General features: G+C 65.7%; 15 protein-coding genes. 9 read left to right on the top strand and 6 right to left on the bottom strand.

The features are described from left to right. Positions 1-71 precede the first annotated feature (71 nt). A complete protein-coding gene (locus tag AC1DY7_RS26245) occupies positions 72-602 on the top strand; it encodes a helix-turn-helix domain-containing protein (protein ID WP_477496672.1) in 531 nt (176 codons plus the stop codon). Between the two features lie 2 nt (positions 603-604). Here the strand turns inward: AC1DY7_RS26245 and AC1DY7_RS26240 are convergent, their stop codons facing one another. The 3 genes from AC1DY7_RS26240 to AC1DY7_RS26230 are packed head-to-tail and all read right to left on the bottom strand — an operon-like array spanning position 605 to position 3,342. Next, the gene (locus tag AC1DY7_RS26240; protein WP_477496671.1) at positions 605-940 is read right to left on the bottom strand and encodes a helix-turn-helix domain-containing protein; all 336 of its coding nucleotides are present in this window, start codon (positions 938-940) and stop codon (positions 605-607) included. A 17-nt stretch (positions 941-957) separates the two neighbouring features. Beyond that, positions 958-1,347 (bottom strand): Rv2253/PknI dimerization domain-containing protein, encoded by a 390-nt coding sequence (locus AC1DY7_RS26235; RefSeq protein ID WP_477496670.1) that lies wholly within the window; start codon positions 1,345-1,347, stop codon positions 958-960. 18 nt (positions 1,348-1,365) lie between these two features. Further along, complete coding sequence (locus tag AC1DY7_RS26230) at positions 1,366-3,342, bottom strand: Ig-like domain-containing protein (protein WP_477496669.1); 1,977 nt, start codon at positions 3,340-3,342, stop codon at positions 1,366-1,368. On the opposite strand from AC1DY7_RS26230, the gene AC1DY7_RS26225 reads away from it, so the two are divergent. Continuing rightward, complete coding sequence (locus tag AC1DY7_RS26225) at positions 3,335-3,889, top strand: hypothetical protein (protein ID WP_477496668.1); 555 nt, start codon at positions 3,335-3,337, stop codon at positions 3,887-3,889. The two genes, AC1DY7_RS26230 and AC1DY7_RS26225, sit on opposite strands and share 8 nt — an antisense overlap. Positions 3,890-4,044: 155 nt before the next feature. Here AC1DY7_RS26225 and AC1DY7_RS26220 read toward each other — a convergent pair whose 3' ends face one another. Beyond that, a complete protein-coding gene (locus tag AC1DY7_RS26220) occupies positions 4,045-4,884 on the bottom strand; it encodes a mycofactocin-coupled SDR family oxidoreductase (RefSeq protein WP_477496667.1) in 840 nt (279 codons plus the stop codon). A 182-nt stretch (positions 4,885-5,066) separates the two neighbouring features. Continuing rightward, positions 5,067-5,666 (bottom strand): TetR/AcrR family transcriptional regulator, encoded by a 600-nt coding sequence (locus AC1DY7_RS26215; protein ID WP_477496666.1) that lies wholly within the window; start codon positions 5,664-5,666, stop codon positions 5,067-5,069. Between the two features lie 129 nt (positions 5,667-5,795). On the opposite strand from AC1DY7_RS26215, the gene AC1DY7_RS26210 reads away from it, so the two are divergent. The 3 genes from AC1DY7_RS26210 to AC1DY7_RS26200 are packed head-to-tail and all read left to right on the top strand — an operon-like array spanning position 5,796 to position 8,780. Next, complete coding sequence (locus AC1DY7_RS26210) at positions 5,796-6,017, top strand: ferredoxin (protein ID WP_477496665.1); 222 nt, start codon at positions 5,796-5,798, stop codon at positions 6,015-6,017. A 25-nt stretch (positions 6,018-6,042) separates the two neighbouring features. Further along, positions 6,043-7,329 carry a cytochrome P450 gene (locus AC1DY7_RS26205; protein ID WP_477496664.1) on the top strand — a complete coding sequence of 429 codons (1,287 nt, stop codon included), beginning with the start codon at positions 6,043-6,045 and terminating at the stop codon, positions 7,327-7,329. Then, complete coding sequence (locus AC1DY7_RS26200; RefSeq protein WP_477496663.1) at positions 7,326-8,780, top strand: aldehyde dehydrogenase family protein; 1,455 nt, start codon at positions 7,326-7,328, stop codon at positions 8,778-8,780. Before AC1DY7_RS26205 ends, AC1DY7_RS26200 begins: the two co-directional genes overlap by 4 nt. Positions 8,781-8,788: 8 nt before the next feature. On the opposite strand, the gene AC1DY7_RS26195 is transcribed toward AC1DY7_RS26200, so the two are convergent. After that, positions 8,789-9,376, bottom strand: coding sequence for a TetR/AcrR family transcriptional regulator (locus AC1DY7_RS26195; RefSeq protein WP_477496662.1), 588 nt, complete (start codon positions 9,374-9,376; stop codon positions 8,789-8,791). A 101-nt stretch (positions 9,377-9,477) separates the two neighbouring features. Here AC1DY7_RS26195 and AC1DY7_RS26190 point away from each other — a divergent pair, with 101 nt between their 5' ends. The 4 genes from AC1DY7_RS26190 to AC1DY7_RS26175 are packed head-to-tail and all read left to right on the top strand — an operon-like array spanning position 9,478 to position 13,389. After that, positions 9,478-10,308 carry a mycofactocin-coupled SDR family oxidoreductase gene (locus AC1DY7_RS26190; protein ID WP_477496661.1) on the top strand — a complete coding sequence of 277 codons (831 nt, stop codon included), beginning with the start codon at positions 9,478-9,480 and terminating at the stop codon, positions 10,306-10,308. Then, the gene (locus AC1DY7_RS26185) at positions 10,305-11,108 is read left to right on the top strand and encodes a mycofactocin-coupled SDR family oxidoreductase (RefSeq protein ID WP_477496660.1); all 804 of its coding nucleotides are present in this window, start codon (positions 10,305-10,307) and stop codon (positions 11,106-11,108) included. The genes AC1DY7_RS26190 and AC1DY7_RS26185 overlap by 4 nt, the downstream gene beginning before the upstream one ends. 20 nt (positions 11,109-11,128) lie before the next feature. Further along, positions 11,129-11,941 (top strand): carboxymuconolactone decarboxylase family protein, encoded by an 813-nt coding sequence (locus AC1DY7_RS26180; RefSeq protein ID WP_477496659.1) that lies wholly within the window; start codon positions 11,129-11,131, stop codon positions 11,939-11,941. Then, a complete protein-coding gene (locus AC1DY7_RS26175) occupies positions 11,938-13,389 on the top strand; it encodes an aldehyde dehydrogenase family protein (RefSeq protein ID WP_477496658.1) in 1,452 nt (483 codons plus the stop codon). The genes AC1DY7_RS26180 and AC1DY7_RS26175 overlap by 4 nt, the downstream gene beginning before the upstream one ends. The last annotated feature ends 12 nt before the right edge of the window (positions 13,390-13,401 follow it).

The raw sequence follows: 13,401 nt of genomic DNA, 5'->3' as shown, positions 1-13,401 counted from the left end.
CTCCGTTCGTATGACACTCGTATCACCATAGGACACTTTGTGTCATATGGTCAATCGAGTAAACTCCGACCATGGCAGCACTGCTGCGCGCCGTGCGCACCCAACACGGCATGACGCTGGACGACTTGGCCGCCGAGACCGGCCTGACCAAGAGCTACCTGTCAAAAGTCGAGCGCCGCCAGAGCAACCCCTCGATCGCCGCCGCACTGAAGATCGCACGTGCGCTCGATGTCGATGTGGCGCAGTTGTTCTCCGATGACGCGTCCGCAACCTCGATTACGGTCGAACGCAGGGTGACCGAGACCGCGGACAGACATCACCCCATCGCCGCGGCCATGTTGGGTAAGGCGATGTCACCCTTCGTGGTACGCCCGGGCCGGCAGTTCACCAGCCATGCGCACCCCAGCCACCCAGGTCAGGAATTCCTCTTCGTCCACGCTGGACAAGCCGAATTGAGCTACCGCGGCGAGATCCTCACGCTGGCAGAAGGTGACTGCGCGTACATCGACGCCACGGTGCCACACAAGCTCCGGCAGAGCGGCGATGCGCCGACGGTCGTGATCGTGGTGGCCTGCAACGACCCGCGCGCAACGCGGCACTGACCTCAACCCTTGTACGCCGGCCTGTTCCTGGCAGGCTCAGTGGACAGCATCGGCTCGGTGATGCGCTCGCGCTCCTCGGCTGACATCGGGACAAGACAGATCTTCAGGCCCACCGCCGCGGCGACTTCCACCACCGTGGCGAGTGTCGGATTCTCGGTATGCGCACACAGCAGCCTGCCCACCACGCTCGGATCCGAACCGATCGCCCTGGCGAGTTGCGATTTGGACAGACTGGCCTCTTCACGCGCGTCGTTCAACTGGGCGACGATCGCTCGTCGCGCCGCGATACGCACCGACTCCGCAGCGCGATGCCGGGCGTACTCTGCGTCCGCGGGCACAGCACCGAGATTCGTGCTCACAACTTGTGCAGCGTCAGTGGCATCTGGATCACCAACGGCTTGTTGATACCGCATGCCCCGCTGACACCGATGGTGCGTTCATAACCTTGCAGGGTGGTCATGTTCGTCCGGTCCACCTGCCCGTTGGCATCGGTGCCATAGAACTGAAAGCGTTGCCGCCCAGGCGAAGAGGTCCCGTCCGGGCAAGGCTCCCAGTTGTCGATGGTCCGGTCCACGATCCACCGGCCGGCCCGGTAGGTAAGCGGCGCCGTCCAGCCCTGGTCGCTTCTGACTGTGCCGGTACAGGTCTGGGGGTCGGCACAGCTTGAGTTGAACGTCCAGGTCGAGATCACCATCTTCTCGTTCATGAAGACCTCGTTGGTCTTGGCCCAGTCGCCGTTGGACACCACCTGGTGGTGAACTGTTTATGCGTTGTGCTGAGCTTCTTCGGCGGCGTTCAGATCCGGCAGGGTCTGAGAATCACCGTCGAGGACCGAGGTGATGTATCCGGTCAGCGACTGCTGGAACGCATTGATGGTGGCGTCGGCCGTCAGCGATCCGGTGTGCGTCCCGCTGACCGTGACGTTGGCCGTGTAGTGCACGGCCGTCTGGCTGGCCGTGTAGTCGGCCGATTCCGTTCCGTTGAGCACCATGCCGAGCTCGTTGACATAGTTCGTGTAGGTCACGGTGCGGATGGTGCGGGTCGCGTCGCTCGGGTCCGGCGCCTCGGCGACAACCGCGGTGCCGCCCTTGGCCCCGGTGTAGTTGCCGGTGTCCGGAAGCGGCGTGGTGGCCGGGACGTAGGTGCCCAGTGCAGGCGCCCATGAATCCGAACTCGGCGTTGACCTGTCCGCGGCCACTGGCCCGACGCTGGTGGTGTATTTCAGATTCGCGATGACCAGCCGGGAGACCGTCGGGTCGGCGATGCTGGATTCCCAGAACGCCACTGCATCCCCGGTCGGATTCCAGCTGGGCATACTACGGGCGGCATAGCCGTCACCTTCGACGAACAGCGGAATTCCGTTCTCCCGCTTCAGTTCATCGTCGACAGCAACGATCCATTCCTGGTTGGACACATTCACCGGCAACGCGTAGTCGTCATACACCGGCGCGCCGACGTAGACCGGCAGGAAGTTCTGCCGGATGATCCGGGTCATCGGAGTCAGTGCGTCGAGCCCGCGGGTGCTGCCGATCGAAATCCATTTCATGTTGGGCGAGTAGTCCATGTCCTCGTCGTAGTCGAGGCTGGCCGTCACCCGGGTGACCGCGCCGGTGGCCAGGTCGACCTCGATGTCGTCGACATTGCCCGCATCGAACTGGCCGCCGAGGATCACCACACCCTTGCCGTCGGGGGTCCACTGCTTGCCCTCACCGGTGGCGTAGACCACCCGCGCGTCGGTCACTGTGTAACCGGTGTCGGTCCGGGTCAGGGTGCCCACGATCGGTAGCGCCTGCAGAAGGTTGTTCGGCCCGATCACGATTCGGGTGAACAGCACCTTGGTGCCGTCCGGCGACACCCGCATCTCGCGCTGCGAGTCGATGGCGAATCCGCCACCGGCCGGAGTGGTGACGGCCAGCAATTGGGCCCCGCTCACCCCGCTCTCCAGTATCGAGTAGCGCGGGTTCTGGCCGGGAACGTTCACCAGCACCAAGACCCGACCCGACCCATCGACGACGGGAACGGGTTTGGCGAGGTTGCCGGTTTCGGTCGGTGCCACACCGCACGTCACGCACTGCAGATCCGTGCCGTCGGTGTTGACCTGATAGATCTCGGAACGGCCCCCGGCGGTCGGCTGACCGGCGAAGTAGATGGACTTCCCGTCCGCCGAATAGCGCGGGTTCGCCGGGCTGGCAATGGTGCCGGGCAGGTTCAGGATCACCCGCTGCACGGTGGGGTTGAGCACCGTGGACTCCACCGACTCTTTGGCGACGTGCGGAGTGAACAGGCTGAGCAGATTGGCCTTGCCATCGGTGACCGAGACCGAGAACGAATCAGTCTGCGCGGCATCATAATCGATATCGGCCGGGGTGTAGGTGAAGTTGCCGGTCACCTGGTCGATGGTCAAGGTGCCGTACTTCGGCCCCTTGGTCACCTTGTAGGTCAGGGCGTCACCCTCGGCGTCGGTGGCACCGAGGTTGCCGGTCAGGGTCTGACCGGTCTGCACCGTCTTGGTGGGGTCATAGGCGACGGTCGGCGCCTGGTTGAACACGTTGCGCCGCACCCAGGCCAGCACCGCCCACACCGCAGGGGTGAACGGCTCGGGCGTATTCGGCGCGGGCTTGAGGAACGGGTTCAGCAGGTTGGTGACGATCTTGTTGAGGAACCCCACCGTCCCGGTTGCCGGCGAGGTGACCTGAGCCGTCGACACGGCCGGGACCGCGCCGGTCGACTGCGTGCTCACCGCGGCGGCCGCCGAAACCTGGACCGTCTGCGTAATCGGTGTCGAGGGGACCGCGGCCGCCGCCCTCGCTGCCGTGGCCGAGGTCGAGGCCGACTCGGTGGCGGCTGCCGCCTTGACGGTGGCGGCCGAACGCGACGCCTTGGCCGTGGATTTCACCGGCTTCACCTTGGTGGCTTCTGCCGATCCCTCGTGTCCACCCTTGTGCGCGCCGCCGCTACTGCTGACAGTGACGCCGGGCGCGACCTCCGTGGTCGACGACGTCGATCCCGAGGTCTTCGGTGGATCTGTCTCCGGTGACGTCGTGGAACCACCCGCGGAAGTCGAACCGCTGCCGGTGGACGGGGTGGACGTCGAACCGGTGGCTGGGCCCTCCGACTCGGTGGACGGCTTCTCCGTCCCGGCCGACGACGTCCCTGTCGACGCCGAGGTGGTCGACGAAATCGACGAACTCGACTCCGACGATGCGCCGGTGGTGTCAGCCGCGGCCACACCATGGCCGGTGGCGACCGCGGCGACCAGCCAGGCGGCTACCGCCATGCCGCCGTAGCCACCGACCTTGACGGAGGACGCGAAGAGAGGATTGACACGAGAAATGTTACTGGCCATGGGCTTTGGCTCCGTTGCCGTTGGGTTGGTTCCTATGCAGTTGACTGCTGTTCAGTTGAATTCGCTTCGGGTGGATCGACGGGGACCGCCAAGCAGCTACTTGAGCATGCTTCCGGCGTCGATCGTCATGGGAAGACCTGTCACATAACGTGATTCGTCGGAGGCCAGGAACAGCACCGCGTTGCTGATGTCCACCGGCTCGACCCAACCGATCGGGAGCACATGCATCAGCTGCGCAACGACCTTCATATCGTCCGGACCCGGGGTCTCCAGATCGGGGCGGAACAACTTCATGGTGCCCTCGTTCATGAACAGCGGGGTGTTCACATTGGTGGGGTGCACCGAGTTGACCCGGATGGAGTGGTGACCGAGCTCCACGGCGAATGTCCGCATCAACCCGACCACGCCGTGCTTGGCGGCGATGTAATGGCCGGTGTGCGGGTAGGCCTTCAGCCCACCCACCGAGCTGGTCAGGATGATCGACCCGCCCTGGCCCTGCGAGATCAGGTGCGGCACGGCGGCTTTGACCGACTTCCACACACCGGACAGGTTGACGTCGATCATGTCGTTCCAGTCCTCCTCGCTGGTGAAGTCCAGCGTCTGCCCGCCGTTGCCGATACCGGCATTGGCGCAGATGATGTCCAGCCGGCCGAGCTGCTCCACACCGCTGTCCACGGCCGCCTTCACGGCGGCGTAGTCGCGGACGTCGACCTCCGCGGTGACGATGCGCCGGTTGAGCTGCTTCACCAGATCCGCGGTCTCCGCGAGATCATCCCTGGTGGCCGGCTCGATCTGGGGGTTGCTGCTGACCGGTCCGCAGATGTCGATGGCGATGATGTCGGCACCCTCTTCGGCGAGCCGCACGGCGTGGCTACGCCCCTGTCCGCGCGCCGCGCCCGTGATGAATGCGACCTTGCCGTCTACACGTCCCGCCATGAGTCCACCTCGATGTTTGGTTCTTGCCGCCGCCGCAGAGCGGGCGGCCTGGCCGTCGACCTTAAAATTTGATCGATCGATCAGGAACGATGGCATGGACACAGCGCACTGTCAAGAACGAAATGTGACGGAGGCGACACGATCGCCGAGTAGCGACGGGTACCGTCGCCCGACTCGCGAAGTCAGTCGCGGGCGACTTCGGAAGGCTTGGACAGCAAGTCGATCTGCCGTTCGACGAAGGCGTGCAGTTCGTCGTGTCCGCGGGTCACACCCACAGACTTCTCGTTTCCGACACTGCGCGCGATCTGAGCGACGATCATCGAGATCACCACCGGCGGGTAGTCGTTCAGGTCGACGCCGTTGGCACGCAGCACCAGGGTCACCGCCGCGGATTCGATATCGCGGACACGCTCCGAGTATGCCTTCAGCTCGGCGCCAATAGCCTTGCGGTGGTTGGCCAACGCCATGAACTCCGCACTCAGTACGGTTTTCCTGGGATCGCTGTTGATCTGCCAGAGCGCCCGCAACGGATCGTCGGCGAGCAGCACACCGCGCATCTCCTCCAGCGTGACTTCGGCACCGGAGCGCAACATCTCGATGAACAGGTCGTCCATCGTCGGGAAGTAGTAATACACCAGCGCCTGCTTGACACCGGCCTTGGCCGCGACTCGCCGCGAGGTCGCAGCGGCGTACCCCTCGTCGTGCATGATCTGGATCGCCGCCTCGATCAGGCGCTGCCTGGCTCCCCCGTCATCGGCCTTGGATTTCCGTCCGGGCGCCATCAACGACCCGGTCCGGGAATGCTTGACCGGTCGTCCGGGTCCGTGGTAGGCATACGGCAGTCTAACAGTTTGGTCGGTCGATCAGTTTTTGTCATCGCCAGGGGGCGACGACGGTAAGGAGGTGCGGCCGTGCAGCCCTTGTCCGGCAAGACCGCGAGCCGCAGGCTACGAGTTGATCCGAAGCTGTGCGAGGCACACGCGTTATGTATCGATCTGGCCCCGGAAATCTTCGATCTCGGCGACGATATCGCCACCTGTGCGCCCGAGATAAACCAATCCGACTGGGACACTGTGGAAGCCGCCATCTCCGCATGTCCGCGCCAAGCCATCAGCTGGATCGTCAGCAGTTAAAAGCTCAGGAAAGCAGCCCCCAAATATGACCGACCTCTCCGACGTCGACTACTTCACCAACGCCGATATCGCCCAGGACCCCTACGCGTACTGGGACGACCTTCGCCGGGAGGGCCCGGTGGTGCGCGAACCGCACTACGGGGTGTTGGCCGTGACCGGCTACCAGGAAGTCCAGGCAGCCTTCAAGGATGTCGACTCGTTCTCCGCGGTGAATGCGATCGGCGGCCCGTTCCCGCCCTTGCCGTTCACCCCCGAAGGCGACGACATCAGCGATCTGATCGAGGCACACCGGCACCAGTTCCCCATCTTCGAGCACATGGTGGTGATGGATCCACCGGAGCACGAGAAGGCCCGCTCGCTGCTCGGCCGGCTGTTGACACCGCGCCGGCTGCAGGAGAACGAAGAATACATCTGGGCTCTGGCCGACCGGCAGTTCGACGAGTTCATCGGCAACGGTCGCTGCGAGTTCCTCGGCGAGTACGGCAAGCCGTTCGCCACCTTGGCCATCGCAGACCTGCTCGGCGTCCCCGAGGCCGACCGTCCGGAGATCCGCCGCAATCTGGGCGCCGGCAACGTACCCGGTTCGCAGGTGGGCGCCCTGGACCACGAGCCGGTCGGGTCGAATCCGCTGCAGTACCTCGACGATCTTTTCAGCAAGTACATCGCCGACCGCCGGGAGAACCCGCGCGAGGACGTGCTGACCGGCCTGGCGACCGCCACCTACCCCGACGGTTCGGTGCCTCCCCTGCTGGAGGTGGTACGACCGGCGACCTTCCTGTTCGCCGCGGGGCAGGAGACCGTGACCAAGCTGCTCAGTTCGGCGGTGCAGGTGCTCGGCGACCAGCCCGAGTTGCAGGAGCGGTTGCGTGCCGACCGGCAACTCATCGCCCCGTTCATCGAGGAGGCGCTGCGCCTGGAGAGCCCGACCAAGGTGGACTTCCGGCTCTGCCGCAAATCCACCACCCTGGGCGGGGTTTCGGTCAAGGCGGGCACGGTGCTGATGCTGTGCCTGGGGGCGGCCAACCGCGACCCGCGCAAGTTCGAGGACCCCGACCAGTTCCGCGTCGACCGCAAGAACGTGCGCGAGCACATCACCTTCGGCCGGGGCATCCACACGTGCGCGGGCGCTCCCCTGGCCCGGGTCGAGGGTCGCGTCACCATCAACCGGTTACTCGACCGGCTGCACGACATTCGGATCAGCGAGGCGAAGCACGGCGCCCCGGGCAACCGCAACTACGGCTACGAGCCCACCTTCCTGCTGCGCGGCCTGACCGAGTTGCACATCGAGTTCACGGAGGCGCCGAGCAAGTGAGCGTGCAATCCGTACTGGACGACATCCGGGACCGGCCCGGCACCGGTGACCTCATCCCGATCATCAACCCCGCCACCGAGGAGGTGATCGCCGAGTTCCGTGACGGCGGCGCCGAAGCGGTCGACGCCGCGGTGGCCCGCGCCAGGGAGACCTTCACGTCCGGCGTGTGGAGTGGTCTGCCGGGCAACGAACGCGCGAAGGTGCTGTGGCGGGTGGCCGACCTGATCGACCAGCACGCCGACGAGCTCGCCCAGATCGATTCGCTGAACACCGGGATGCCGCACCTCCAGGCGTCGATGATCATGTCGACGTGTGCCGAGTCGTTCCGCTACTACGCGGGCTGGTGCACCAAAGTCAACGGCATCGCCCACGACGTGCAGCAGACCGGCGGAATCACCGGTGCGTTCACCAACATGCACGCCTACACCCTCAAAGAGCCCTACGGCGTGGTCGGACTCATCTTCCCGTGGAACGGGCCGGTCTTCAACGCGTGCACCAAACTGGCGCCGGCGCTGGCCGCGGGCTGCAGCACCGTCGTGAAACCCGCTGAGGAGACCCCACTTTCGGCTCTGCTGCTGGACCGGATCCTCGCCGAGGCGGGCGTCCCGGACGGCGTCGTCAACCTGGTGACCGGCTACGGACATACGGTCGGCGCCGCCATCACCGCCCATCCCGGCGTCGACAAGGTGGCATTCACCGGCTCGACCGAGGTGGGCAAGCAGATCATCGCGGCCTCCAGCGGCAACCTCAAGCGGGTCGCGCTCGAACTGGGCGGCAAGTCGCCGGTGCTGATCTACGACGATGCCGACCTTGGCACCGCCATCATGATGGCGGCGATGGGCATCTTCATCCACTCCGGGCAGGGCTGCATCAGCGGTTCCCGGATCTTTGCCCAGCGCGGTGTGTACGAGAAGGTGGTCGAGGGTGTCGCCAACATGGCGAACTCGGTGAAACTCGGCGCGCCGACCGAAGACGACGTGCTGATCGGCCCCATCATCAGTGCCAAGCAACTCAACAGGGTGGTGGGCTTCATCGACGAGGGCCGCCGTGACGGGGTCGAGGTGGTGGCCGGTGGCGCCCGGCTCGATCGCAGCGGATTCTTCGTGCATCCGACGGTTCTCACCGATGTTGCGCCGACCGCGCGGCTGTACCAGCAGGAGATCTTCGGGCCGGTGGTCGCCATCCTGCCGTTCGACGACGACGACGAAGTGGTCGCTCTGGCCAACGACTCGGAGTACGGGCTGGCCGCGACCGCCTGGACGAAGGACATCAGCCGCGCGCATCGGCTGGCCAAGCGCCTGGAGGCGGGCACCGTCACGCTGAACTGCCAGATGGTGTTCGACCACTCGATGCCTTTCGGCGGTTACAAGCAGTCCGGCTGGGGTCACGAGTGGGGCCGCGAGGGTATCGAGAGCTTCCTCAAGACCAAGACGGTCTACGCCCAGCTCTGAACCCGCGATCAGTGCCCTTCGTATCCCCGGACCAGCCAGTACACCGTGCGGTCGAGGATCGGCAGGATGTCGGTGACGGCGATCTCGCCTGCCGAGTGCCTGCCGAGCAGTCCGTAGATGACGCTGGTGACGACGGCCTCCAGGTCGGCGACGAATTCACTGTCGACACCGGCCAGGATCTCCAGGCCGGCGGGCGCGACGATGTCCAGGCCGAAGCGGAACAGCGTCTGACCGCCGGCCGAGGAGCGGACCCGGAAGTACGCCGTGAGCATCTCCGGGTTCCGCTCCCACGGTTCGAAGATGGACCGGAACAGCTCCATCAGGGCGTCGTAGAGCGTGACTCCCGGCACTCGGGGCGCGGCGCTGACACCCGAGTAGCGGTTCTGCTTCATCCAGGACTCCAGCGCGGCCAGGATCAGGTCTTCCCGGGTGGGGTACCGCTTGTAGATCGTCGCCAGGGAGGTGCGCGCCCGGCGGGCGACCTCGCGCAGCTGCACGGCCTCATAGCCGTCGTTCGCCAGCATGTCGACGACGACCTCCAGCAAGCGGTCGCCCCTGGTTTCGGCCGGTGAACGAGTATCAACCGGTTTCGTCATTTCCCTTGCCCCCCAGTCTGTAACTCAGTTACCCTAATCGGTGTAACACGGTTACACATCTTCTGACAGCCCGCTTACGCGGCGCAATCGAGCGAGGTCCCATGGGTTCCCTAGACGGCAAAGTCGCCTTCATCACCGGTGTCGCACGCGGACAGGGCCGCAGCCACGCGGTGCGCCTGGCCGAGGAGGGCGCCGCCATCATCGGTGTCGACATCTGCGCCGACATCGCCTCCAACGGCTACGCGATGGCCAGTCGGGACGAACTCGACGAGACGGTCGCGCTGGTGGAGGCAGTCGGGGGCAAGATCCACGCCTCCGTCGCCGACGTCCGCGACTTCGCCGCCCTGCGGGCCGCCCTCGATGCCGGAGTCGAACACTTCGGCCGCCTGGACATCGTCTGCGCCAATGCCGGTATCGCAGCAATGGGCTTCCGCGAGTTGACCATCGAGGAGGACCTGCAGATGTGGACCGACGTCGTCGACGTCAACCTCGTCGGCTCCTTCCACACCGCCAAGGCGGCCATCCCACATCTGATCGCCGGCGAGCGCGGCGGCTCGATCGTCTTCACCAGCTCGACCGCCGGTTTGAAGGGTTTCGGTGGCATGCAGGGCGGCGGCCTCGGCTATGCCGCGTCCAAGCACGGGATCGTCGGCCTGATGCGCACCTTGTCCAATGCTCTTGCACCACAGAGCATTCGGGTCAACACCGTGCACCCGACGGCGGTGAACACCATGATGGCGGTCAACCCGGCGATGACGGCGTTCCTGGAGAACTACCCGGGCGGGGGGCCGCATCTACAGAACCCTATGCCGGTCGGTCTTCTCGAGCCGGAGGACATCAGTGCGGCGATCCTCTACCTGGTCTCCGACTCTGCCAAATATGTCACCGGGGTCACCTTCCCCGTGGACGCCGGCTTCTGTAACAAGCTGTGACCGGGCGCGTCACGGGCAAGCGGGTCCTGGTGACCGGCGCCGCCCGCGGAATGGGCCGAAGCCACGCGGTCCGGCTCGCCGAAGAGGGTGCCGACCTGATCCTGGTCGACATCTGCCGGTCACTGCCCGAGGTCGAATACCCGCTGTCCACCGAGGACGACCTCGAAGAGACCGCGCGACTGGTGCGCGAACACGGACGGATTGCGGTCACCCATGTCGTCGACATCCGCGACGCCGATGAACTCACGGCTGCGGTCGACGACGGCGTGCAGCAACTGGGCGGACTCGACGCATCGGTCGCCAACGCCGGCGTGCTGACCGCCGGGACCTGGTCCACCACCACCTCCGAGCAGTGGCGCACCGTCGTCGACATCAACCTGATCGGCACCTGGAACACCTGCCGGGCGGCGATACCGCACCTGGTGGACCGTGGCGGCAGCCTGATCAACATCAGTTCGGTTGCCGGACTGAAGGGTTCACCACTGCACACGCCCTACACAGCCTCCAAGCACGGCGTGGTCGGATTGAGCCGGGCCCTGGCCAACGAGCTGGCCGCCTCCAACATCCGGGTCAACACCGTGCATCCGACCGGGGTCCCGACGGGTATGCGCCCGGACTCGCTGCACACCTTGCTGCACGACACCCGTCAGGATCTCGGTCCGATCTTCCAGAATGCGCTGCCGATCGTGATGGCCGAGGCCGTCGACATCAGCAATGCCGTGCTGTACCTGGTATCCGACGAATCCCGCTATGTCACCGGCCTGGAACTCAAGGTCGACGCCGGCGTCACGCTGCGTTGAGCGAACCCCGAGGGAGCGATATGACCACCATTGATTCCGACCGGCAGCAACGCGGGCGGCGTGCCTTCGCGGAGATCATGACCTTTCCGGCGCCCCACGACCAGGCTCCCACCACCGCGAGTCTGCTCGACTTCGTGTTCGGTGAGGTGTGGCAACGTCCCGCGCTGAGCCGGCGCGACCGGCGATTCATCACGCTGCCCTGCGTCGCAGCAGCCGACGCGGAGGGCCCACTTCGCGACCACGTCTATGCAGCACTCAACAGCGGCGATGTTTCGATCGTCGAAATGCAGGAAACCGTCTTGCATTTCGCCGTGTACGCGGGCTGGCCGAAGGCGTCGCGCTTCAACATGGTCGTCGACGAGCAGTGGGCCCGGATCCACCGCGAGCGCGGCCAGAACGTACCGGCTCCGACACCCCTGCTACCACTGACCACGCCGAGTGATCCCGAGCAGCGGCTCACCGTCGGCGAGGAGTCGTTCAAGGTGATCAACTGCCTGCCCTATTCGCCGGCCCGGGACAACCCGTATCAGGGGGCCGGCATCCTGAACTTCGTCTTCGGCGAGATGTGGCTTCGGCCGGGACTGGGCATGAAGGAACGCCGGCTGATCACCGTGACCTGCGTCGCCTTCCAGGACGCGCCGTACCCGATCCTGAGCCACGTGTACGGAGCACTCAAGAGCCGGGAGATCTCGTTCGACGAGATGGATGAATTGGCACTGCATTTCGCCGCGCACTATGGATGGCCCAAGGCGTCACATCTCAATCAGGTGATCGGCGAGCAGAAGGTGCGGGTGCTCCAGGAGTGGTCCGCCGAAGCGGCTTCCGAGTCGTGAGCGCTTCCGGAGCCGTCGGGCTGCTCATCGGCGGCGACCGAGTCACCGCGACCTCGCAGAGCCTGCATGAACACATCTATCCGGCTACGGGTGTCCCGAATGCGACTGTGGCGCTGGCGGGCCCGGACGAGATCGACCGGGCGGTCACCGTCGCACGCGAGGCCCAGCGGGAGTGGCTGGCGCTCACCGTCGATCGTCGCCGGGATGCGCTGATCGACGTGGCCGACATCGTGCACGAGCACCTCGACGAACTGGCGGCACTCAACGTGCAGGACTACGCCGTTCCCGTCTCCTACGCCGGCACCGCCCGCATGCTCGAATGGTTCCTGCGCCATTTCGCCGGGTATGCCGACAAACCCCACGGGATCAGCTCGCCTGTCAACGGCTCGTTCGACCTCAACTTCATCGAGCGCGAGCCCTACGGCGTCGTCGGGATCATCGCGCCGTGGAACGGTTCGCTGGCCGTGGCGGCATCCTGTGTGGCACCGGCGCTGGCGGCCGGGAACGCAGTGGTGTTCAAGCCATCGGAGCTGGCCCCGTTGGCCGCACTGCGCTTCGGAGAGTTGTGCCTGGCAGCGGGACTGCCCGCCGGGCTGGTCAATGTCGTGCCCGCCGGGGCCGTCGGCGGCGATGCCCTGGTCCGGCACCCCGGTATCGGCAAGGTCCACTTCACCGGTGGTGGCAGCACCGCTCGCGAGGTGTTGAAGGCCGCCGCCGAGAATCTGACGCCGGTGGTCACCGAACTCGGCGGGAAGTCCGCCAACATCGTCTTCGCCGACGCCGACCTCGACCAGGCGGCCATGCTTTCCGCCCACCAGGGCCCTCTGATGCAGTCCGGTCAGAGTTGTGCGTGCGCCAGCCGCATCCTGATCCAGGACGCGGTCTATGACGAGTTCGTCGAGCGATTCCTGACCATCGTGGCCGCCGCTCGCATCGGCGATCCCACCGATCCGGCCGTCCGATTCGGCCCGGTGATCTCCTCGGCGTCACTCGAGCGCATCCTCACGATCGTCGACCGGGCCGTCGACGAGGGCGCGGGCGACCTGCTCACCGGTGGCGACCGGATCGTGGAAGGCCGACTGGCCGACGGGTTCTACGTCGCGCCGACCGTACTGGGCAACGTCGACAACCACTCCGCGCTGGCCCAGGATGAGACGTTCGGTCCCGTCGTCTCGCTGATGCGGTTCACCGAGGCAGACGAGGCCGTCCGGATCGCGAACGACACCCGCTACGGCCTGAACGCGTTCGTGCACACCCGTGACCTCACCCGTGCACACACCGTGGCACGCCGGCTGGAGGCCGGGTCGGTCTGGGTGAACCAGTTCAGCCAGATCTCACCGCAGGGCCCGTACGGTGGCTTCAAGCAGAGCGGGTCGGGTCGTACCGGCGGGCTCGAAGGACTTCATGAATTCACCCGTACCAAGAACATTCGGATCGGGATCAGCTAGCCGAACGGGGTC

The sequence above is a fragment of the Mycobacterium sp. P2_H7 genome (assembly GCF_056403275.1).
This window is presented reverse-complemented; position numbering and strand designations above follow the sequence as displayed.

Bases quoted from the DNA above. Each gene is read 5' to 3' on its own strand.
- AC1DY7_RS26245 (WP_477496672.1), top strand. From the start codon at position 72: ATGGCAGCACTGCTGCGCGCCGTGCGCACCCAACACGGCATGACGCTG.
- AC1DY7_RS26220 (WP_477496667.1), bottom strand. From the start codon at position 4,884: ATGGCGGGACGTGTAGACGGCAAGGTCGCATTCATCACGGGCGCGGCG.
- AC1DY7_RS26215 (WP_477496666.1), bottom strand. From the start codon at position 5,666: ATGGCGCCCGGACGGAAATCCAAGGCCGATGACGGGGGAGCCAGGCAG.
- AC1DY7_RS26205 (WP_477496664.1), top strand. From the start codon at position 6,043: ATGACCGACCTCTCCGACGTCGACTACTTCACCAACGCCGATATCGCC.
- AC1DY7_RS26195 (WP_477496662.1), bottom strand. From the start codon at position 9,376: ATGACGAAACCGGTTGATACTCGTTCACCGGCCGAAACCAGGGGCGAC.
- AC1DY7_RS26190 (WP_477496661.1), top strand. From the start codon at position 9,478: ATGGGTTCCCTAGACGGCAAAGTCGCCTTCATCACCGGTGTCGCACGC.
- AC1DY7_RS26180 (WP_477496659.1), top strand. From the start codon at position 11,129: ATGACCACCATTGATTCCGACCGGCAGCAACGCGGGCGGCGTGCCTTC.